Source organism: Flavobacterium sp. J372 (genome assembly GCF_024699965.1).
Taxonomy (GTDB): domain Bacteria; phylum Bacteroidota; class Bacteroidia; order Flavobacteriales; family Flavobacteriaceae; genus Flavobacterium.
Map to the genome: position 1 here is coordinate 1,224,021 of NZ_JAJOMZ010000004.1, position 20,406 is coordinate 1,244,426.

The window sequence follows — 20,406 nt, forward strand, 5'->3', positions numbered from 1 at the left end:
TGATTCAAATGCAACAGTTACTGCATCACCTCATATCCAATTGGCTTAAAGCTACCGTTGTTGCTCATCTCTGCTGAGCATGCGGTCAATCCCACAATCAAATCCATTACGGCCTCAATGATGATATAGTCGCCGGCATTGCTTTTTGGAGGAAGGACATCAACTTTACCTGTTGCACCATCCACAGCCACATGCATAAATACATTGAAGGTGATAGGGATATCATCAGGCTCAATGCCATACTCAGCCAGCGCTTCACAAAGATTTCCAAAGCAGCCCTTGTGCGGGTTCTCATGCCCGTAAATAATCCTGAAGGTATCTTTACTGCATGGGGTAAGCAAAAAATCATGGCGGCCTACAGTATCTTCCACAATACGGAACATTATATTACTTCGGTTGCTGTAAAAAGGGTGGCCGGTTGTTAGGAATATTGTTTCGGCGTAATCTATAGTTCGGCCTGATGAAAGGTACTCTTTTTTATCATGAAGATTGAAGCAAAGCAGGTCGCTTACCTGTTCTCCTTTTATATCGGTAACCTTAAGGCGCTGGCCTTTTTTTAAGATAAATGATGTGCCGCTACGCGGATTTATTATGTGCATTTCCTGAATGATTTATATGTAATGGGCATTTCCAGCTTTCGGGCAGCTTTTCACCGGTGTATTGGTAAGCTTCAGATTTATCGCCGAAATCTGTCAGCATCGGGTTGATATCGCCCGCCAGTGCTGTATCGCGTTTCCTGATGATGTTCTGCATTTTCTTATATTGGTTGGCGTCACGCAGCTGCTCAAATTGCGCATGCGGATTAAAAACCATTGCAGGGTATTTAAACCTGCGCGCAGGCCTGCTGGCTGCCGGGTGCATGCCTATCACAAAGAAGGCTTCACCTTTAAGGCTAAAACTGAAATTTTCTGAATGCGGGTCCAGGGTCCACACGATGGTCATACTCATAGTCCACTGCATCAAGGTCTGACAGCGCCTGCAGCCTTGACCAGAAAAACTGGCTGAACATTTGCTCGCTGTAAATTTCAGGTTGCGGAAATATAACAACCGCGCTATGGAACATTTTATCTGATTTGCAGTAATTATCAGTAAAGTTATATATGAAGTCAAGTATAGCCCTGTCATCTTTCGGGCATGCCATATGGCCGGCAACCATCACGTTCAACTGCTCTTTTACCAGTGCTGCTTTTGCTGCAACACACGGAAATTCCGTATTTTCAATATGGGCAAGCCAGTCTTCTTTTATCTCAAAATCGGTAGTCATAGCCTTTAATTTTTCAACTAAATTCGCTATGAATCCCTGTGAATACAAGCTTTTTAGCGTAATCTTAGGCTTTTTATGAAAGGTTTATGAGTTGAAGCTGAAGATCAGGGTTCGTCAGGCGAAATGATTTTTTTGTCAAAGAGCTCAACTACATCTTCTTTACCAACCTCAAGGTTCCATATCTGGAAACCAAGCGTTTCGGCGGCATCAGTATTATATTTCTTATCATCAACAAACAAAGTCCGCTTAGGCTGCAGCTCATGTTTGTTTATAAGATAATAAAATGCTTCCTCAGCGGGTTTACGGTGGCCTATCTCGTGTGAAAAATAAACAGCCTCAAAACATCTGTAAAAATCGCCATAGAACGATTCACCTGTATCCTGCTCAAATTTCTCAATGTGAATCGGGTCTGTATTGCTCAGCAGGAAAAGCGTATAGTTTTCAGCCAGCTTCTGCAGGAATTCAAGCCTGTACAAAGGAAATTCGCCAATGCCCAGGTTCCATGCTTCCTTGATTTCATCTATCGAAACAGTAGGAATGTATTGTTGTATACCTTTAAGAAATGTGGTTGCGTCAATCCTGCCTGTTTCAAGCATTGTCTCCATATTGTCGAGAGCTGGCGGCCAGTCTTTAAGGCCAAGTTCGGCAAAGCGCTTTGTTTTGGCATCTTTGTTTTTATCTATAAATACATCACCGAAATCAAAGATAATTGTATTAATCATGGCGTTTCAATATTGTCAGTTTATCTTCTTTAATCATCATTGCAGAAGCTGCATTGCCTGTAATCTCAGGGCTTTTTACTCCATCACCCAAATAAGGCGCCCCGGTAAAAATCCGTGCCTCATCCCATAACTTTGCAGTTATAAATGTCTCAAGTGTTTTGTTGCCGCCCTCAATAATTACCGAAAGCAGGCTATATCTGTATAATACATTTAAAACATTGGCAGCCAGGTTTTCATCAAAGGCTGTCGGCTCATAAATGAGATTCTCTAAGTTAGTCAAACCATCTTGCTCTGTCAAGACAATTGTTTTTATTTTCTGATTTTTAACAGAAAAATCTTCGGTAATCCTGCCACTGCGGTCAAGAACAATACGAATAGGGTTTGACCCGGTCCAGTCGCGAACATCAAGCGAAGGGTTATCTTCCAATACGGTATGGGTGCCAACTAATATAGCAGCTTCTTCACTACGCCATTTATGTACCAGTTGGCGAGAGTATGTGTTGGTGATCCACACGGGCTTTAGTGCCTCAATATCTGCATCAAGAGTCACAGAATTTTTTAGCGGTGCCAGAAATGCATCAGCGCTTTGGGCCCATTTCAGAATAACATATGGGCGCTTTTTTTCGTGAAAAGTAAAAAAGCGACGGTTCATTGCACGGCATTCATCTTCTAAAACACCTGCAATTACTGTACATCCTGCTGTTTTTAATTTTTCGATACCCCGGCCCGCCACTAACGGATTAGGGTCTGATGTGCCGATAACTACGGTTTTAATTTTATGCTGGATGATCAGGTCTGAACATGGTGGTGTCTTCCCGAAATGTGAGCAGGGCTCAAGGCTTACGTATAATACAGAGTCAGGTATAAGTTGTATATCTTCGGGCTTTACCGAATTAATGCAGTTCACTTCGCCATGAGGCCCGCCATAGGGGGAGGTAAAGCTTTCACCAATAATCCTCCCGTTGTATACTAATACCGCTCCAACCGAAGGGTTCGGCATAGCAGCACGCAAACCCGTTTCGGCTAGTTGAAGGCAGCGGCGCATAAATTGTTCGTGAACGGATTCTTGCATAAGCCCAAAGTTACAAAAGTTATGCAGAAACCCTTAGCTTTGCAAAATGGCTGTAATAATCAGGAAAATTGAACAAAAAGATAATGCCGAAGTAGCATCTGTAATACGCAATGTGCTGCTTGAGCATAATGTACCAAAGGTAGGGACAGCCTATGCCGATGTTTCACTCGATTGGATGTTTGAAAAGTATGATGCTTCAAAATCAGTATATTACGTGGTTGAAGAGGATGCGAAAATACTAGGCGGAGCAGGCATAGCGCCATTGGAGGGCGGGGCCGAAGATACCTGTGAGTTACAAAAGATGTATTTCTTGGCTGAAGCCAGGGGCAAAGGCCTTGGTGAAACTATGATGCAGAAATGCCTGGCCTCAGCGCTTGATTTTGGCTTTGAAAGGTGCTACCTTGAAACCATGCCATACATGCAAAATGCCCAAAAGCTTTATCTGAAATCAGGATTTAAGTATCTTGATGCTCCAATGGGTGATACAGGCCATACCGAATGCCCTGTATGGATGGTAAAGGACTTAACACTTCTTTAACAAATGAAGATTAAAGATTATCGTACCTACTTTCTTCAAAAGCTATCAGAACTTTATGACGCGATGGAGGCAGAGAATTTTTTTGCCATCACGCTTGAAGAACTAAAGCGATGGAAGCGTATTGACGTTGCCATAAATCCCGATTACGAAATGACAGGTAATGAGATTGAAAAATGGAGCGAAGTGCTTTCGCAGCTTGAAGCACAAAGGCCGATTCAATACATTTTCGGGAAAGCCCATTTTTATGGATTGGAGTTTAAAGTAAATGAAAATACCCTGATTCCCCGTCCTGAAACTGAAGAGCTGGTGGAATGGGTTATTAACGATATACAAAATCCACAGTATTTAAAAATTCTGGATATAGGTACGGGCAGCGGCTGCATCGCGATAAGCATTGCAAAAAATCTGAAAGGTACAGAAGTATCAGCTATTGATGTTTCTGAAGAAGCGCTTGCCGTTGCAAAAGAAAATGCCAGAAAGAATGACGTTGATATCTATTTCCATCTGCTTAATATTCTTGAGGCAGAATCATTTCCTCAAAAATATGATATTATAGTGTCAAACCCGCCTTACGTAAGGCACCTCGAAAAAGCAGAGATAAAACCTAATGTACTGGAGCACGAGCCGCACCTGGCGCTTTTTGTGGAAGATAATGATCCGCTGCTTTTTTACCGTAAAATAGCCCGGCTTGCAAAAAAGTACCTCAAACCCGATGGCAGGCTCTATTTCGAAATCAACCAATATCTCGGGCAGGAAACTTTAGCGATGCTTGAAGCGGAAGGTTTCAAAAATATTGTATTGCGAAAAGACCTGATGGGTAATGACAGGATGATTAGAAGTTTTCAGTCGCAGTCACAGTAGGCAAGTACAGATAAAGAGTAGCAGTTTGAGGTCTCAGTAAATAGTGCTGTAAATAACTGAAACTGCGACTGCGACTGCGACTGAGAACTATTCGTAACGCAGCGCTTCCACAGGATCTAGCCTTGAGGCTTTTACAGCAGGATACGACCCCGATACAATCGCCACAATAATTACAGTAACCATGGCAGCTGTAATGGCAACCCACGGGATAACAAACGGCATTTTAAAAAGCAGCGAAAGGCCAAAGCCCGCTATCAAACCGAGTACGAGCCCCAGCAAGCCTCCGATGAAACTGATTATAAGCGTCTCTGTAAAAAACTGCATAGCAATGGTGCTTCGGTTTGCTCCAAGAGATTTTCTCACGCCAATTTCCCGTGTACGTTCGGTTACAGATACCAGCATGATATTCATGAGCGCTATTGAAGATCCGAAAACGGTAATTATACCTATAAACCAGGCGGCTACCCCAAGCGCTGAAATTTCTGAAAGCAATGTCTGCATAAGGTCGTCACTGCGCTCAATCCCGAAATTATTGTCGGCAACGGGCTTCAGCTTCCTCACGCGCTTCATGGTGAGTATGGCCTCATCAACAGCATCATCAAGCATAGCGCCCTGGCCTGTCATCACCTTTATCTCGTAGTCAATATTCGGTGCAGTAAACAGCGAGCGGGCCAGCTGTATGGGTATTATAAGGCGTAAATCCTGCCGCGACCCAAAGGTTGAGCCGCGCTCTTTCAAAACGCCTATAACCTTGAACCTCGCCCCGCGTATTGAAACCGTTTGGCCCAAAGGGTTCATGTCTTTAAAAAGCCCCTTCTCAAAATCAGAGCCAAGTATGCACACATAATTATTGTTGCTGATATCAAAATTGTTGAAGTTTCGGCCTTTGGTAACTTCAAGCCCACTGTTCGGGATGAAATATTCATCAGCGCCCAGAATTGTAATTTCAGGATCGGTTTTTCGGCCCTCGCTCTTTACCTCAACGTTTGATGCAGCTGTAAAAGAAAGGGATACTGTTGAAAGCGGGAAAATATATTCGTCCTGGAAAGCCTTTGCTTCCGGGTATGATATAATTGGGTTTACTTTTACATCATTGCCCTGGCGGTTTATCTGGTCTGAAAAATCATAACGCGAGATGGTAAAGGTATTGGCGCCCATCGAGGCAAAATTCCCGATGATGCTGCTTTGCAGAATGGCAACCAGCGTGAGCGTACCCACCAACGCCATAATGCCTATGCCCATGATTATGACAGTTAGTGTACTGCGCAGTATCTGGCTCCTGATAGAGTCTATGGCTATTTTTGAATTTTCGCGAAAAAGGCGGAACATAATGGTTTATTATGCTACTAAAGTAGTGATTGCGGTTTACATAAAAAAATAGCCTGTAAAAACTTACAGCGGTAACTTTAGCATTACCCTAACACGTGTTAATTAATATACATGGTAACTTAGTGTAAATAAACAAATAACACTAACGTATGGACTCTATCAACAAACAACAACCGGAAGATAACACTAAGCATTTAAGCGGCAAAGAAGCTGTTGACAAAATTAAGGAACTGGCAAAATCTGCCGGGGCAGGTTTTTTCTGTACTAAGATTACAACCGGCGGCATGGTTGATGCCCGCCCAATGGGACCTGAAGAAATTGACGACCACGGAAATATGTATTTCCTTAGCGCTGACGATTCACACAAAAATAAACATATTGCCGAAGACCCTAAAGTGCAGATGTTTTTCCAGGGCTCGGCGCATAGTGATTTCCTTACTTTATATGGTTCGGCAAGCATAAGCCGTGATAAAGCAAAGATTAAAGAGTTGTGGGATCCTATCATGAAGACCTGGTTTACCGAAGGTGAAGATGACCCGCGCATCACAGTAATAAAATTTACTCCTGAAGACGGCTACTACTGGGACACTAAACATGGTAATGCTGTGGCCTTCGCTAAAATGGCGTTTGGCGCTTTAACCGGCCAAACTCTTGACGACAGTGTTGAAGGGACAATTAAGCCGTAAGCAAATTAAGATTTAAGAATTGAGATTTAAGAGTGGGCTGCCTGTAAAGGCGGCCTTTTTTGTTCAATATCCATTTGCAAGCATTAATGTAAATGGAAGGGCTTTACTGTAGTCAAGCTCATTATATTCTATACCAAGCGTCCTGATGTTGCGGTAATATAATTGATGGTTTTCATAATAATGCTTTTCAGATGTGATATACCACGCCTTCTGGCCAAGCTTTTGGGCAAGGAACCACTTTTCAAGCAGCCTTGCCGTGCGTCCGTTTCCGTCTTCATAAGGATGTATTTTTACAAATACCAGATGAATCATAGAAGCGAAATATAACACCTCCTCAAAACTTAAGTTTTCGTCAAGCAATATCTTAATGTCGTAGTAAAGTTTCGCAATTTCTTTTACAATATCCTGGGGGTCGGCAGCAACGTAATCTATCTTACCATCATCTGTAATTACATACATGTTGCTGTTGCGATATTTTCCACGATGTGTTTCCTGCAAAATATTTCTCGTTATTAGAGTATGGGCATAATTTACTCCCAGCTCATCAAGATTATTATCCTGAGCAAATGCGTATGCCTCATATAAATCATCAATTTTCCGGGTATAATCAGGCTGATACTGTACACCCATTTTTTTATGTTTGATAAAAGAATCAAGGTCGATATCTTCGCCTTCAATCTTTGATGAAAATACCGCCGATACCGATGTGTAAAAATCAAACGTTGCTGTTGACAATTTACTTTCAGCAAGATTTTCAAAATTTACAAATGCGTTTTCAGGAATCGCCTGTTTAAAGTCTTCTAATAAGTCTGTCGGGATGATTTGGAGTTGTATTGCCATATCTCAAATATACTTATTTTTATACCTAAATAATTGCTATGTACACATTAACACGAACCGATTCATCAAACCCGGATTTTCAAAAACTTGTTGTAGAACTAGACAAAGATCTCGCCCTACGCGATGGTGACGAGCATGCCTTTTTTGCACAGTTCAATAAAATTGCTGCTATAAAACATGTGATTGTAGCGTATAACGGTAATACTGCTGCAGGCTGCGGCGCCATTAAAGAATATGAAACGGGTGTAGCTGAAGTTAAGCGAATGTATGTACCTGAAGAGTACAGAGGCAGGGGTATAGCATCACTAATTTTAGCCGAACTGGAAAAGTGGGCCGCAGGGCTAGGCTACACGAAATGCATCCTTTGAAACCGGTGTAAGGCAGCCCGAGGCCATTGGCCTTTACAAAAAGAATGGCTATACCATCATATCAAACTATGGGCAGTATGCTAATGTAGAGAGCAGCGTTTGTTTTGAGAAGGGATTGGAATAAAAAACCCGCAGCTTTCACTACGGGTTCTCCAAAAAAAGTAACCAGGCTTATTGTCTCGTCATAACCATATTTACGTTACCGGTACTATACATCATGTTGCCATCAATGTCCATGCTAGGGTATTGCCAGTTGTTCATACTGCGTGTAAGTGTTGTGCCGCCCGCGCCTGTACCTGATGCAAAGCTGTAGTTGGTGTTCATGCTCTGCCCGCCCGACATGTGGCTTGTAGCGAAAGAGTTTCCGTTGCGTGTCCATGTTCCTGCAGTAGTCTCAGTGCCGCATGATGAAGTTCCGTTGTTAATGTTCATGGTATTATACGTCATGGTATATGTACCGTCATTATTTACAGTCATCATAGAGTTGTTGTAGCAGTTGCTTTCTGTCATCATATTTGTGCCCGATACGCCGTCACCGTTAAAATCAGCAGCCATAGGAGCATTCCAGCTTGTCATACGGTATGTGCCGGTAAGATCGGCATTCTGGTTGCCGTTGTTCATGTTAGTGTCATTGTCATCGTCTGAACATGACGTGAAAGCCAGGCATCCTGCCACCGCCATCATCAGTAATCTGAAATTTTTCATAGTTATTAGAATTAAAGTTTGTTACGCCAAAAGTAGGCTACTGCAAACCCGCAAAAAGTAAGGCTTAACACCGCTTTAACCTGAAACCGGCACCTGTAAACTTCTTTTTTCTAAGCATTACATCATTTTCCAGATGGCTTGCATAATCCTGAACAAAAAAAAACCGCAGCTTTCACTACGGGTTCTTAATACTAATGTCTTAGTACTATTTTATCATTTCAAAGCTGCGTTTTACGAATGCGGTAAGCTCTTCACCTTTCAGTAGGTTTTGGCTAAGCTTGGCAAGATCAAGCGCCTGCTTTACCAATGCCTCCTGGTGAGATTTGTCTTCGGTATTCAGTATACTTCCGCTCAGCTCATGATTGGTGTTCACTACAAGATTATACATTTCAGGGAAGCTGCCCATACCGAACATACCGCCTCCGCCGCTTTGGCTCATCTCTTTCATACGGCGCATAAATTCCGGCTGCGTAATGATAAACGGCGCCGCACTGCTATCCATCGCCTCAAGCTGAACGCTGTAAGTTTGTTTCGGTACTATTTCTTCAAGTACGTTTTTTAGTTTGTCCTTTTCTTCATCGCTTAGCTTAGAGATCTGCTCCTCATCTTTTTTAATGAGCCTGTCAATATGGTCGGCATCAACACGTGCAAATGTCAGGTTTTCATTATCAGCCTCAAGCTTTTGTATCACGTGTGATATTATTGGCGAGTCAAGCAAAAGTACCTCATAGCCTTTACCTTTAGCCGTTTCAATAAAGCTATGCTGTGCATCTTTGTTTGAAGCGTAAAGCACTACCAGCTTACCATCTTTATCGGTGTGGTTAGCTGCCAGTTTTTCCTTCAGCTCTTCAATGGTGAAGTACTTACCATCAACAGTTGGGTACAGTACAAAAGCTCCTGCCTTTTCGTAGAATTTTGGTTCTGTTAGCATACCATACTCCAGAACTATCTTTATATCGTTCCACTTCTGCTCAAAGTCTTCCCGGTTTTCATTGAAGAGTGACTTCAGCTTATCGGCAACCTTACGGGTGATGTAGTTGGATATCTTCTTTACAGCACCATCGGCCTGCAGGTAAGAGCGCGACACGTTAAGCGGAATATCCGGACTGTCAATAACACCGCGCAGCATGGTTAGGAATTCAGGTACTATACCTTCAACGTTGTCTGTTACAAAAACCTGGTTTTGGTATAGCTGAATCTTATCTTTCTGTATCTGCAGGTCAGCCGACAGTTTCGGGAAGTACAATATACCCGTCAGGTTAAACGGATAGTCTACATTAAGGTGTATGTTGAAAAGCGGCTCATCAAACTGCATTGGGTACAGCTCACGGTAAAACTGCTTGTAATCTTCATCGGTAAGATCGCTTGGCTGCTTAGTCCATGCAGGGGTAGGATTATTGATGATATTATCAACTTCAACTTCTTCCGCTTTATAATCTTCAGGAGCGTCTTCCGGTTTTGGCAAAGTTTCTTTGCGTGTGCCGAACTTAATTGGCACCGGCATAAACTTATTGTACTTGGTCAGTAGTCCGCGAATACGTCCCTCTTCTAAAAACTCAGTTGAGTCTTCAGCAATGTGCAATACTATTTCAGTACCACGTGTAATCTTGTCAGCCGGTTCAAGCGTAAACTCAGGGCTGCCATCACATACCCAGTGTACCGCAGGCTCATCTTTATATGATTTGGTTATGATTTCCACCTTTTCGGCTACCATAAATGCCGAGTAAAAACCAAGCCCGAAGTGGCCTATAATACCACTGTCTTTAGCTGAATCTTTATATTTTTCAAGGAATTCCTCGGCTCCGGAGAACGCCACCTGGTTGATGTATTTTTCAACCTCTTCACCCGTCATACCAATACCCTGGTCAATAATGTGGAGTTTTTTACCTTCTTTATCAATCTTAACTTCAATTACAGGGTTGCCGTATTCTACCTTTGCCTCGCCTATGCTTGTAAGGTGTTTCAGCTTTAAAGTTGCGTCTGTAGCGTTTGAAACCAGCTCACGAAGGAATATTTCATGGTCGCTGTATAAAAATTTCTTGATTAAGGGAAAGATGTTTTCTACCGAAACATTGATTTTTCCTGTTGTCATAGTAATATCTGTTTAAGTTTACAATATTGTGCCAGTCAAAAGAAATACCAAAAGCTAAAAAATGACAATTTGACACAAGTGCATTTGTTAAAGAAATAAGGGTTTAAGAAAAGATTAATATGCTTAATCTTTAAATGGATTTTTCAAGAACACTTTAAAATTAAAGGCGTTGCAAAAAAGGTGTAATCATTACGGCAAAAATGTAAGTTTTTACTGTTAAAACTCGTAACCTTAATTTGCACATTTCCTTATTTGGAAAGTATCTTTATGTTGGTTTTAATGAAAATTCAAACAAGTAACCTATTTAATCAATTATGAAAAAGTTTCTTTTTTTAAGCTTGTGCCTAATCGGGTTGGCGTCTTGCGGAAGTATAGACCATAAATCTCAGGTGGGCTTTAACGGCAACTGGACAATAAGCCAGGTAAGTTACGCTAACAGCGATGTAATCAAGGTAACATCTTTTGATGTGGCCGATGCAAAATGCCTTGAAGGCAGCATGTGGAAGTTTGTATCAAACAACAACAGCGGCACTATGACCATAAGCAAGGCTGGATGCCCTTCATTCAGCAGCCCGATTGTATGGACGTCTACTAAAGACGGAACTTTTACGCTAAAGATAACCGAAGGCGAAAAGGCAAAACGTGTTACACAGGGATATTACCTGCAATTGCGCAACCAGACATCAAACTCATTTGAACTTGTAGATAATGTAAATGTTGCCGGCAGGAATACAGAGGTGGTTTACACTTTTATGAGAATGTAATTAACAGTAAAACAAAAAATATGAAAGCAATAAAAAAGTATGTACTGTCAATGGCAGTAGTTGTAGGTTTGGGCCTTGGCTCGTGCGAATCTGTAAAAAACACGAATAAGACACAGCGTGGTGTAGCCATCGGCGCAGCATCAGGTGCGGTTATTGGTGGTGTGTTGGGTAACAATGTTGGTAAAGGCGGCAATACAGCCCTTGGTGCTATCATAGGGGGTGTAGTTGGCGGTACCGTAGGTGGTGTTATTGGTAACAGGATGGACAAGCAGGCGCAGAAAATTGATGAAGCGCTGCCCGGTGCTGAAGTTGAAAGGGTAGGTGAGGGTATAAAACTTACGCTTGGTGAAAACTCTGTACGTTTTGATCTGAATAAATCTTCATTAACATCTACTGCAAAAGCTAATCTTGACAGGCTTGTGCCAATATTTAATGAATATCCTGATACAGATATCCAGATCTTTGGTTATACAGATAGCAGCGGCGCTGATGATTATAACCTTAAGCTATCTGAACAGAGGGCAGCATCTGTAAAGAGCTATCTTACTGGCAAAGGGCTAAAATCATCCCGATTTACAACAATTGGCCGTGGTGAGGCAGACCCGGTTGCCGATAATAGTACAAAAGAGGGTATGAGCCAGAACAGGCGTGTAGAGTTTGCTATTACTGCAAATGAGAAAATGGTACAAGACGCCGAGAAAGAGGCAAAACAGTAATATTTGGTTTATTCCAAAAAGAAAAATCCCGTTCGAAAGAGCGGGATTTTTTTATGTCGTCAAACGAATTAGAAAGTTAGTAATATTTTGATCACAGAATTGTCTGTAACGGCACAGACATCGTCACTGGAGAAAGCTTTGGTTGTATATTATATTGTGCGGCTAAAAGCAATACAATTATCAAGTTGTTTTTAAAACACCTATATCTAAGAACCTTAACTTAGCAATTTCTAAGCTCATGAAATAAAAGAAAAGCTCAATCGTAAACATTCAATAAACAAAAGTCCCGCCTTGAGAGCGGGACTTTCTATAACTTTATATATACTGTTACCTCCAGTCAGAATCATTTTCATTTTTACCGAAGTAAAATGTAATTCCTGCCGAAAGATTGATTATACCTCCCATAAATGCGTTAAGTGTATATGGTGCAGCTTCAGGATATGTTCCGTCAAAATTATAATGCTGTGTAAAGTTAAATACATATGATGCATCAACATGCGCTGCAAATTGATCGCTTATCCAAAATTGAGGCCTTAAGCCAACAACCACGTTCCCAATATTATCAATACCCGCTTTACGTGTAGATTGCAGGGCGGAGTAACCAAGACCGGCATGGCCTATTAAGTTTACCCAATCGCCTGTAATATATGGTAAGTCTAGCGCACGGCCTATATTGTACACTCCTGATACTGTAAAACGGTGATAGTTTGATCCTTCTTTAGATCCGCCTTCATCTACCCTAAAGGAGTCATTGCCGTAATCAACCTTAATGCCATAATATTCATTGAACATATAACGGAAGCCAACGTCAAAATGCTGAAAACTAGTGATGTTTGAATTTTCGCCCTTGCTCATACCGTGGCTTAAACCATAGCTTGCTTCAAGCGAATACTGATCATACGTTCGCTGTGCAAAAGCCATTGAAAATGTGAGTACTACAAGTAACGTAATTATTTTTTTCATTGGGGTTGATTTTGGGCTGTAAAGATATTAGTAAGTATAATAGTGATAAAATGATTTTAGATTTTTTAACAAAAATTTTTAAATGTGTTAAAATCATGAAGATATGAAACCAATGTGGTAGTTATATCGTAACTAATTAATGATGATTGATTAATGTAAATGGAGAAATTGCTATAAGAGGTTTTGTTTATTTTATTGGTTAGGTTTGTAAAGGTGTCACAATTTAATCGTGGCACCTTTATTTTTAAACAACATTTATATTGTAATGCGGCGGTCAAATTAGTAGCTTTGCGCAATATTTTTAGTATTATATGCTTGCCGTAAAAGATGTTTCTTTTGGATATGACCCGCGCAAAATCATTCTGCATAACCTTACCTTCACGGTAAAGAGCGGGCAGAATATTGCAGTGATTGGTGAAAGCGGCTGTGGCAAGAGTACATTGCTCAAAATTATATACGGTCTTTTTGATATTGAGAGTGGAGATATCACTTTTAATGGTGAACTTGTTACAGGCCCTAAGAATAATCTTGTGCCGGGTATGCCTAATATGAAATATCTTGCCCAGGATTTTGACCTCATGCCTTACATATCGGCTGCAGAGAATGTAGGCAAATTCCTGTCTAATTTTTATCCTGAAGAGAAAGAACAACGCATACGCGAATTGCTGGATGTTGTTGAAATGGGTGAATTTGCCAATGTAAAGGCGAAATACCTTAGCGGGGGGCAGCAGCAGCGTATAGCCATTGCCCGTGTGCTGGCAGTTGAGCCGCAATTGCTATTGCTTGACGAGCCTTTTAGCCATATAGATAATTTCCGGAAGAATGCCTTGCGAAGAAATCTTTTTGCTTACCTGAAGCAAAAACGCATAACAGTGATTGTAGCCACGCATGACAGTACCGATGCACTCTCTTTTGCTGATGAAACTATAGTTATCCGTAATGGGAAGATTATAGAAAAAGCACCGTCAAAGGAAGTGTACTATAATGCTGCCGATAAATATACGGCATCACTCTTTGGTGAAGTAAATGAGCTGAAGCTTGGGCAGGTAGCCCTTACCCAGAATCCTGATGAAATTGTGCTGCTATACCCGCACCAGTTAAAAATTGATGACAACGGGCCGCTGAAAGTGATTGTAAAACAATGTTATTTTAAAGGCAACCGCTACCTTGTGAAGGCCGCTCATGACAGGCAGGTAATTTTCTTTGAGCATCATAAAGAACTGCGTACCAATGCCGAGGTTTCACTGACGGTTGACAGGAATGCTTTTAGTTAATTAGCTTCCCTGATAACACCTCCATCATAACTGCTTCGTACAGTAACAGGCAGTTTAAATCTTACCCTTGCAGGTTTACCATTAAGGTATCCCGGAGTCCACTTGCTCTGTTCCAATAATTTCCTAAATTTCTTTTTCATTTTTGGTTCACAATTTTCGGAAATTACAATATCACTTAAACTTCCATCCTTTTCTACAATGAAAGTCGCATAAATTATCTGGCTTTTTTTGAACTTGGCACTCAATAATTTTTCTTTGACATCACTATAGAATGACTGAATACCGCCCGGATATTGCGGTAATATGTCAATCTTTTTCTCCTTTGATAGAGAATCTATCTTAACAAGGTAGATTTCCTGGCCTACCAATGTATAACCTAAAAGCAGGAAGACAATAAGTGTAAAATTTTTCATGTGTCAAATCTAAAAGTAAATTCCGTATCCTAAAATTGTTTATAAGTAAAAGTGAACAATTATATATTTTTAGTTTTAAGGAATGTTTATTTTTACAACACCATTTTTATTAAAAACTCAATTTGATGTACAATTCAAAAATCTCAGGGCTTGGCTATTACGTTCCTCAAAATATAGTTACCAATGACGACCTTTCAAAAATCATGGATACTAACGATGCCTGGATTCAGGAGCGTACGGGTATTAAAGAGCGCCGTCATGTAGTGAAGGGCGATGGCGATACTACCACTACAATGGGAGTTAAGGCAGCTAAAATAGCTGTAGAGCGTGCAGGCATAGATAAGGAAGATATAGATTTTATAATCTTCGCTACCCTTAGTCCTGACTATTACTTTCCCGGTCCGGGTGTATTGGTTCAGCGTGATTTGGGCATGAAACATACTGTTGGGGCTCTTGACGTTCGCAACCAATGTTCGGGCTTCATATATGCGCTTAGCGTGGCAGACCAGTTCATAAAAACCGGAATGTATAAGAATATCCTTATTATAGGCTCTGAACTGCATTCAACCGGGTTAGATATGACTACGCGCGGGCGTGGAGTATCGGTAATATTTGGTGACGGGGCAGGCGCAGCTGTACTTTCCCGCGAAGATGATAATGCTAAAGGCATACTTTCTACCCACCTGCATAGTGAGGGACAGCATGCCGAAGAACTTTCACTTATAGCCCCAGGTATGGGCAAGCGCTGGGTAACTGATATCATTGCTGACAATAACCCAGAAGATGAAAGCTATTACCCTTATATGAACGGCCAGTTTGTGTTTAAGAATGCTGTTGTTCGCTTCAGTGAGGTGATCATGGAGGGGCTCAAAACAAATGACCTGCAGGTAAGCGATATTGATATGCTGATACCGCACCAGGCCAACCTGCGCATTTCGCAGTTCATACAGCAGAAATTCCAGCTTAGTGATGATAAGGTTTACAATAATATAATGAGCTATGGCAATACCACGGCAGCTTCAATCCCAATTGCTTTGACAGAAGCTTGGGAACAGGGTAAAATCAAGCAGGGTGATACTGTAGTGCTTGCAGCCTTCGGTAGCGGATTTACCTGGGGCAGCGCAATTATAAAGTGGTAAACATATATAGATAACAGAATTGCCGGAGCATGTGTTCCGGCTTTTTTATTTACTAAAAAAAACGCCCCGGTATGCACCCGGAGCGTCCCTCAAACTAACTAAACCTATGAAATATATTTTTAAGCTTATGAGCGACTAAGCTAAAAGCTTAGCAGCTAAGCGCTTTTTCTAAAACATTCCCCCGCCGCCTTGCTTGGTGTTGTCATCACGCTGCTTGCGCTGCATTGCCATATTCTTGCCGCCGCCAAACCTGTAATTAAGCCCGAAGTATACCGTACGGCTTTCCCACCTGAATTCACCGCTTTGCGGGAACGGGTTGTTTGAATCAAACCCAAAGCGCTGTGTTTTAAACATATCATTGAAGCGCACACTTAGTGACATCCTGTTGTCAAGCAATGAGTAGCGCGCTCCGCTGTCAATTTTGTACATTTCCTTCATTTCTCCCTGCACACCGTTTACCGGCCCGCGGTAGAAGCCGAATAATAAGAAGCTGAGCCTGTCATTAACCTTAAAGTTGCTGTTCATCCTGGCATTAAAAGCGTTCGCTGTAATTTTCCGGTTTATGAACTCAAAACTGTCAGGATCAGATGCCAGCGGCTGGGATACTAAACCTTGCTGGTTGATTGAAGAAAAATCGACTGCAGGCTGTATATCCCACCACTTTGTAATTTTATAGTTGGCAGATACTTCAAAGCCCCATGCCGTGTTTTTATCAAAGTTGCCAAAACTCATAATCTGGTCATCGGTATTTGCAGTAGCATCGTTAGGATAGAATATCCTGTTGATCTCATCATTGATGAACCTGTAGTAAACACCACCTGTTACAGATGATCCCTGCCCGAACATCTTGGTATAATTTAATTCAACCGAACTTGTAAATTGCGGCTCGAGAGACGGATTGCCTATAGATGTAAGCAGCGGTGTGCTAAACTCCCTTAGCGGAGAAGTCTGGTCGGGGTTCGGCCTGTCAACCCTGCGGCTAAAGCTGAACTGCAGCATGTTCTTCTCATTAAAATTATAGCCTGCAAACAATGTAGGGTAAACGGTAATGTAATCATCTTTAAACCCAAGTGTACCTTTATTAAAATCTGCAACTACTTTATAACTCTCAAGGCGTGCCCCAACCTGGTAGCTGAATTTTGTCCATTTTTGCCCGAATGTTGCATAGGCAGAAAATATGTCCTGGTCATAAGTATAATCAACTGTTGGGTACTCAACAGGAGTGTTTGTTGTAAAAAAGTTACTTTCCGTGCGCAGTAAACGGGCTTCAGCACCAAGTTCAAGCGTTGATTTTTCGCTGAGTGGGTTTACATAGTCAAGATTTACAGTTGTGTTCTTTCTCCTGTCCTTCAGGCCATCAACATAGAAGCTTTGCGTGTTATTACCTCTTGTAATATCATAATTTACATCCTGCGTACTTTTTGAATAGTTGTGGTTCGCCTCAAGGTCAAGCGTGTGGCCTTCTTTGGCAAACTTATGTTTGTAAGCCAGGTTGTAGGCATTGTTATAATTTTCATCGTCAACCTTTGAGTCCTGGTAAATGTCATCTGCAGGATTTGTATTAAATATATCTGTAGTTACTGTCGCATTGCCATTAAAGGAATTTTGCGTAGTATATACAGAGACAGTATTGTTATCATCAATGTAATAATCCATACCTACTTTTGCAAGTATTCCTTCATTATCATTAAGTACATCGATAAGCTGCTCGCTGCCGGTATCTTTTCTTCTTATAAACCCGCTATTTGCCCATTTGCCAACGTTTCCGCCAATATTGCCGAAAAAGTTCACTTTGCCTTTGCGATAATTAAGGTCGAGGCCGGTGTTGAATTTCGGAGTTTCACCAAAGTTAATGCCTGAATTGAAATTGCCGTTAAAGCCGTCATTTGCGTTTTTATGCAGGATAATATTGATGATACCACTCATACCTTCAGGGTTGTACTTGGCGCTTGGGTTGGTTATAAGCTCGATTTTTTTGATAGAAGATGAAGGTATCTGCTTCAGCAGCTGTGCCGGGTCGATGGTAGTAGGGCGGCCGTCAACCAATATCCTCACATTCGGGTTTCCACGCAGGGATATTTTACCATCCTGGTCAACATTTACTGATGGTATGTTGCCCATAATTTCGCTGGCAGTGCCACCTGCTGTTGTAAGGTCACGCCCAACGGTAATAACCTTACGGTCAATTTTCTGCTCAATGGTGGTGGTCTCTTTTATAACCTCAACCTCGTTAAGCTGTGTCACATCTTCGCTAATCGCAATGTTACCCAGGTTAGCTGTCCTGTCTTTATCTGTAAGGTTGGCCGACATTGCATAAGTTTTATAACCCATGAACTGGAACTCAACAGTATAGTTTTTTAGCGGAAGGTTTTTAATGGCAAATTCGCCATTGTCATCTGTAAGTCCGCCAGATACAACAGCGCCATTTTCTTTTACAGTGATAGTCACGTAAGGTACAGGTTCAGTCGTGGCTTTATCTGTGACTTTACCGGTAATGCTGCCCGGGTTTTGCGCAGCAATAGACATGATGCTCCCGAAGAGGAACACAAAGAACATTTTTAACTTCATTGTTCGATTAATTGATTGATGATTGATGGTGCAAATGTAAAACTATTTAGCTAATATGCAATACAAAGTACCATTTTTTGCAATGTAATATTTTATTTACTTTATATTTAGTTATATTACACACATAAGACAAATGAAATAAGAAATTGTTACACACAATTCTCAAAATATATTCAATTTAGAACCAGTTTGAATTAACTAATTTTTTAGAAGTTTCCCTGTCAGGGTGTTACTAAAATATACATATCTTTGCACGCTTAAAAATCAGTAAAATGGCATTATCACAATTACTCACATCCCATATTCAGGAGGCAGCCCAAAAGCTGTTCGGCATTACGTTAGACAATGTAGAGCTGCAGGCTACCAGAAGGGATTTTGAGGGTGATATCACTATGGTGATTTTTCCGCTGCTAAAGCTGGTTAAAAGCAACCCTGCAGAGCTTGGTAACAAAATTGGCCAATATCTTGCTGAGAATACTGCTGAGGTAGAACGTTTTAATGTAGTATCAGGGTTTCTTAATCTTGTTATCTCTGACAAATACTACATAAATTTCTTTAATGCAATTAAAGACAATGCCCGGTATGGTTACAAATCTGCGGAAGCAGGCGGTAAAGCCATTATGGTAGAATATGCATCACCCAATACAAATAAGCCGCTTCACTTAGGCCACGTGCGTAATGTACTTTTAGGGTACTCGGTTGCAGAAATACTAAAAGCATCAGGCAAAAAAGTATACAAAACCCAAATCATCAATGACAGGGGCATACATATCTGCAAATCAATGCTGGCCTGGGAACAGTTTGGCAATGGCGAGACTCCTGAAACAGAAGGTGTAAAAGGAGATAAGCTTGTGGGTAAGTATTATGTAGAGTTTGATAAAGCCTACAAAAATCAGATAAATGACCTTATCGACAATGGCCTGAATGAAGAGGAAGCCAAAAAGCAGGCTCCGATATTACTGCAGGCCCAGGAAATGCTCCGCCAATGGGAGGCCGGTGACCCCGAAGTTGTAAAGCTTTGGGAAATGATGAACAGCTGGGTTTATGAAGGTTTTGATACGACATTCAAAAATATAGGTGTCGATTTTGATAAGAATTATTACGAGAGCAATACCTACCTGTTAGGTAAGGATGTTGTGGAGCAGGGCCTTGAAAAAGGCGTTTTCGAAAAAGACCTTGACGGCTCGGTTTGGATAGACCTTACACCGGATGGATTAGACCGGAAGATCGTGCTGCGCAGTGACGGTACTGCCGTTTACATGACGCAGGATATTGGTACTGCCATACAGCGTGTAAAGGATTTTCCTGATGTGGGCGGTATGGTATATACCGTAGGCAATGAGCAGGATTACCATTTTAAGGTGCTCTTCCTGATACTGAAAAAGCTTGGTTTCAGTTGGGCAGAGAGCCTGTATCACCTTAGCTACGGTATGGTTGACCTTCCATCCGGTAAAATGAAAAGCCGTGAAGGAACCGTGGTTGATGCCGACGACCTGATGGATGAAATGATGGTAACTGCCAAAGCTATTTCCGAAGAGCTCGGCAAGCTGGAGGGTTATTCTGACGAGGAGAAGGAAAGGCTGTACAAGATAATAGGGCTTGGCGCATTAAAGTACTACATCCTGAAAGTTGACCCAAAAAAGCGCATACTGTTCGACCCGAAAGAGTCGGTTGATTTTGCAGGGAATACCGGGCCATTTATACAATATACTTACGCAAGGATACAATCGCTTATACGAAAAGCCGACTTTAATTTTAGTCAGTCGTTAAATGCAGCTGACATAAATCTGCATGAAAAAGAAAAGGAACTGCTGAAAGCTATAGCGCAGTTTCCTAATATCATACAATCAGCAGCCGATAACCACAGTCCGGCACTGGTGGCCAATTACGTATATGATCTGGTAAAAGAGTATAACTCATTCTACCAGAGTGTGCCCGTACTTGGCAGTGAAGTTGAAAATGAAAAGATATTCCGTGTACAGCTGTCGAAGAAAGTGGGTGAAACCATCAAATCGGCCTTTGCATTGTTAGGAATTGATGTGCCGGAGCGAATGTAACTTTACACAGAATTTTTGTGAACGAGAACAAGCCT

At 41.5% G+C, this 20,406-nt stretch carries 20 protein-coding genes and 1 pseudogene; 9 read left to right on the top strand and 12 right to left on the bottom strand.

What is annotated here, in order from left to right; genetic code table 11:
• Positions 1-17: 17 nt before the first annotated feature.
• The 5 genes from LRS05_RS06130 to ribD form a co-directional block, all read right to left on the bottom strand.
• A complete protein-coding gene (locus LRS05_RS06130; protein WP_257867497.1) occupies positions 18-599 on the bottom strand; it encodes an urea carboxylase-associated family protein in 582 nt (193 codons plus the stop codon).
• The gene (gntA, locus tag LRS05_RS06135) at positions 577-960 is read right to left on the bottom strand and encodes a guanitoxin biosynthesis heme-dependent pre-guanitoxin N-hydroxylase GntA (RefSeq protein WP_257867498.1); all 384 of its coding nucleotides are present in this window, start codon (positions 958-960) and stop codon (positions 577-579) included. Before gntA ends, LRS05_RS06130 begins: the two co-directional genes overlap by 23 nt.
• Positions 893-1,264 (bottom strand): YqcI/YcgG family protein, encoded by a 372-nt coding sequence (locus tag LRS05_RS06140; protein WP_257867499.1) that lies wholly within the window; start codon positions 1,262-1,264, stop codon positions 893-895. The genes gntA and LRS05_RS06140 overlap by 68 nt, the downstream gene beginning before the upstream one ends.
• Positions 1,265-1,368: 104 nt before the next feature.
• Positions 1,369-1,986: an HAD family phosphatase gene (locus tag LRS05_RS06145; protein ID WP_257867500.1), complete on the bottom strand. Its 618-nt coding sequence runs from the start codon at positions 1,984-1,986 to the stop codon at positions 1,369-1,371.
• Positions 1,979-3,058, bottom strand: coding sequence for a bifunctional diaminohydroxyphosphoribosylaminopyrimidine deaminase/5-amino-6-(5-phosphoribosylamino)uracil reductase RibD (gene ribD / locus LRS05_RS06150; protein WP_257867501.1), 1,080 nt, complete (start codon positions 3,056-3,058; stop codon positions 1,979-1,981). Before ribD ends, LRS05_RS06145 begins: the two co-directional genes overlap by 8 nt.
• A 46-nt stretch (positions 3,059-3,104) precedes the next feature.
• Between ribD and LRS05_RS06155 the strand changes: the two genes are divergently transcribed.
• The gene (locus tag LRS05_RS06155; protein WP_257867502.1) at positions 3,105-3,596 is read left to right on the top strand and encodes a GNAT family N-acetyltransferase; all 492 of its coding nucleotides are present in this window, start codon (positions 3,105-3,107) and stop codon (positions 3,594-3,596) included.
• 3 nt (positions 3,597-3,599) lie between these two features.
• Entirely contained in the window at positions 3,600-4,457 is an 858-nt protein-coding gene (gene prmC / locus LRS05_RS06160; protein WP_257867503.1) for a peptide chain release factor N(5)-glutamine methyltransferase, read from the top strand.
• A gap of 87 nt (positions 4,458-4,544) precedes the next feature.
• Here prmC and LRS05_RS06165 read toward each other — a convergent pair whose 3' ends face one another.
• Positions 4,545-5,786 (bottom strand): ABC transporter permease, encoded by a 1,242-nt coding sequence (locus LRS05_RS06165; protein WP_257867504.1) that lies wholly within the window; start codon positions 5,784-5,786, stop codon positions 4,545-4,547.
• A 149-nt stretch (positions 5,787-5,935) separates the two neighbouring features.
• On the opposite strand from LRS05_RS06165, the gene LRS05_RS06170 reads away from it, so the two are divergent.
• On the top strand, positions 5,936-6,472 hold the full coding sequence (locus LRS05_RS06170) for a pyridoxamine 5'-phosphate oxidase family protein (protein WP_257867505.1): 537 nt from the start codon (positions 5,936-5,938) through the stop codon (positions 6,470-6,472).
• Positions 6,473-6,535: 63 nt separating this feature from the next.
• Here the strand turns inward: LRS05_RS06170 and LRS05_RS06175 are convergent, their stop codons facing one another.
• Positions 6,536-7,312, bottom strand: a complete 777-nt coding sequence (locus LRS05_RS06175) for a Fic family protein (protein ID WP_257867506.1) — start codon at positions 7,310-7,312, stop codon at positions 6,536-6,538.
• Positions 7,313-7,350: 38 nt separating this feature from the next.
• Here LRS05_RS06175 and LRS05_RS06180 point away from each other — a divergent pair.
• A pseudogene (locus LRS05_RS06180) lies at positions 7,351-7,804 on the top strand (GNAT family N-acetyltransferase).
• 47 nt (positions 7,805-7,851) lie between these two features.
• Here LRS05_RS06180 and LRS05_RS06185 read toward each other — a convergent pair.
• Together LRS05_RS06185 and htpG are read right to left on the bottom strand one after the other, a co-directional pair.
• Positions 7,852-8,385, bottom strand: a complete 534-nt coding sequence (locus LRS05_RS06185) for a lipocalin family protein (protein WP_257867507.1) — start codon at positions 8,383-8,385, stop codon at positions 7,852-7,854.
• A 205-nt stretch (positions 8,386-8,590) separates the two neighbouring features.
• Complete coding sequence (htpG, locus tag LRS05_RS06190) at positions 8,591-10,477, bottom strand: molecular chaperone HtpG (protein ID WP_257867508.1); 1,887 nt, start codon at positions 10,475-10,477, stop codon at positions 8,591-8,593.
• A 314-nt stretch (positions 10,478-10,791) separates the two neighbouring features.
• Between htpG and LRS05_RS06195 the strand changes: the two genes are divergently transcribed.
• Together LRS05_RS06195 and LRS05_RS06200 are read left to right on the top strand one after the other, a co-directional pair.
• Positions 10,792-11,241 (top strand): lipocalin family protein, encoded by a 450-nt coding sequence (locus LRS05_RS06195; protein ID WP_257867509.1) that lies wholly within the window; start codon positions 10,792-10,794, stop codon positions 11,239-11,241.
• Positions 11,242-11,261: 20 nt separating this feature from the next.
• A complete protein-coding gene (locus LRS05_RS06200; protein ID WP_257867510.1) occupies positions 11,262-11,957 on the top strand; it encodes an OmpA family protein in 696 nt (231 codons plus the stop codon).
• Positions 11,958-12,284: 327 nt separating this feature from the next.
• Here the strand turns inward: LRS05_RS06200 and LRS05_RS06205 are convergent, their stop codons facing one another.
• Positions 12,285-12,920 carry a porin family protein gene (locus LRS05_RS06205; RefSeq protein WP_257867511.1) on the bottom strand — a complete coding sequence of 212 codons (636 nt, stop codon included), beginning with the start codon at positions 12,918-12,920 and terminating at the stop codon, positions 12,285-12,287.
• A 311-nt stretch (positions 12,921-13,231) separates the two neighbouring features.
• Between LRS05_RS06205 and LRS05_RS06210 the strand changes: the two genes are divergently transcribed.
• The gene (locus LRS05_RS06210) at positions 13,232-14,194 is read left to right on the top strand and encodes an ABC transporter ATP-binding protein (protein WP_257867512.1); all 963 of its coding nucleotides are present in this window, start codon (positions 13,232-13,234) and stop codon (positions 14,192-14,194) included.
• Here LRS05_RS06210 and LRS05_RS06215 read toward each other — a convergent pair.
• A complete protein-coding gene (locus tag LRS05_RS06215; RefSeq protein WP_257867513.1) occupies positions 14,191-14,607 on the bottom strand; it encodes an energy transducer TonB in 417 nt (138 codons plus the stop codon). The two genes, LRS05_RS06210 and LRS05_RS06215, sit on opposite strands and share 4 nt — an antisense overlap.
• Positions 14,608-14,732: 125 nt before the next feature.
• Between LRS05_RS06215 and LRS05_RS06220 the strand changes: the two genes are divergently transcribed.
• A complete protein-coding gene (locus LRS05_RS06220; RefSeq protein ID WP_257867514.1) occupies positions 14,733-15,746 on the top strand; it encodes a 3-oxoacyl-ACP synthase III family protein in 1,014 nt (337 codons plus the stop codon).
• Between the two features lie 168 nt (positions 15,747-15,914).
• Here the strand turns inward: LRS05_RS06220 and LRS05_RS06225 are convergent, their stop codons facing one another.
• A complete protein-coding gene (locus LRS05_RS06225; RefSeq protein WP_257867515.1) occupies positions 15,915-18,314 on the bottom strand; it encodes an outer membrane beta-barrel family protein in 2,400 nt (799 codons plus the stop codon).
• 272 nt (positions 18,315-18,586) lie between these two features.
• Between LRS05_RS06225 and argS the strand changes: the two genes are divergently transcribed.
• Positions 18,587-20,371 (top strand): arginine--tRNA ligase, encoded by a 1,785-nt coding sequence (gene argS, locus LRS05_RS06230; RefSeq protein WP_257867516.1) that lies wholly within the window; start codon positions 18,587-18,589, stop codon positions 20,369-20,371.
• Positions 20,372-20,406 lie beyond the last annotated feature (35 nt).

Bases quoted from the DNA above. Each gene is read 5' to 3' on its own strand.
- LRS05_RS06210 (WP_257867512.1), top strand. From the start codon at position 13,232: ATGCTTGCCGTAAAAGATGTTTCTTTTGGATATGACCCGCGCAAAATC.
- LRS05_RS06140 (WP_257867499.1), bottom strand. From the start codon at position 1,264: ATGACTACCGATTTTGAGATAAAAGAAGACTGGCTTGCCCATATTGAA.
- LRS05_RS06145 (WP_257867500.1), bottom strand. From the start codon at position 1,986: ATGATTAATACAATTATCTTTGATTTCGGTGATGTATTTATAGATAAA.
- LRS05_RS06130 (WP_257867497.1), bottom strand. From the start codon at position 599: ATGCACATAATAAATCCGCGTAGCGGCACATCATTTATCTTAAAAAAA.
- LRS05_RS06175 (WP_257867506.1), bottom strand. From the start codon at position 7,312: ATGGCAATACAACTCCAAATCATCCCGACAGACTTATTAGAAGACTTT.
- LRS05_RS06155 (WP_257867502.1), top strand. From the start codon at position 3,105: ATGGCTGTAATAATCAGGAAAATTGAACAAAAAGATAATGCCGAAGTA.
- LRS05_RS06200 (WP_257867510.1), top strand. From the start codon at position 11,262: ATGAAAGCAATAAAAAAGTATGTACTGTCAATGGCAGTAGTTGTAGGT.
- LRS05_RS06170 (WP_257867505.1), top strand. From the start codon at position 5,936: ATGGACTCTATCAACAAACAACAACCGGAAGATAACACTAAGCATTTA.
- LRS05_RS06195 (WP_257867509.1), top strand. From the start codon at position 10,792: ATGAAAAAGTTTCTTTTTTTAAGCTTGTGCCTAATCGGGTTGGCGTCT.
- LRS05_RS06215 (WP_257867513.1), bottom strand. From the start codon at position 14,607: ATGAAAAATTTTACACTTATTGTCTTCCTGCTTTTAGGTTATACATTG.
- gntA (WP_257867498.1), bottom strand. From the start codon at position 960: ATGCAGTGGACTATGAGTATGACCATCGTGTGGACCCTGGACCCGCAT.
- LRS05_RS06205 (WP_257867511.1), bottom strand. From the start codon at position 12,920: ATGAAAAAAATAATTACGTTACTTGTAGTACTCACATTTTCAATGGCT.
- LRS05_RS06225 (WP_257867515.1), bottom strand. From the start codon at position 18,314: ATGAAGTTAAAAATGTTCTTTGTGTTCCTCTTCGGGAGCATCATGTCT.
- LRS05_RS06220 (WP_257867514.1), top strand. From the start codon at position 14,733: ATGTACAATTCAAAAATCTCAGGGCTTGGCTATTACGTTCCTCAAAAT.
- htpG (WP_257867508.1), bottom strand. From the start codon at position 10,477: ATGACAACAGGAAAAATCAATGTTTCGGTAGAAAACATCTTTCCCTTA.
- ribD (WP_257867501.1), bottom strand. From the start codon at position 3,058: ATGCAAGAATCCGTTCACGAACAATTTATGCGCCGCTGCCTTCAACTA.
- prmC (WP_257867503.1), top strand. From the start codon at position 3,600: ATGAAGATTAAAGATTATCGTACCTACTTTCTTCAAAAGCTATCAGAA.
- LRS05_RS06165 (WP_257867504.1), bottom strand. From the start codon at position 5,786: ATGTTCCGCCTTTTTCGCGAAAATTCAAAAATAGCCATAGACTCTATC.
- argS (WP_257867516.1), top strand. From the start codon at position 18,587: ATGGCATTATCACAATTACTCACATCCCATATTCAGGAGGCAGCCCAA.
- LRS05_RS06185 (WP_257867507.1), bottom strand. From the start codon at position 8,385: ATGAAAAATTTCAGATTACTGATGATGGCGGTGGCAGGATGCCTGGCT.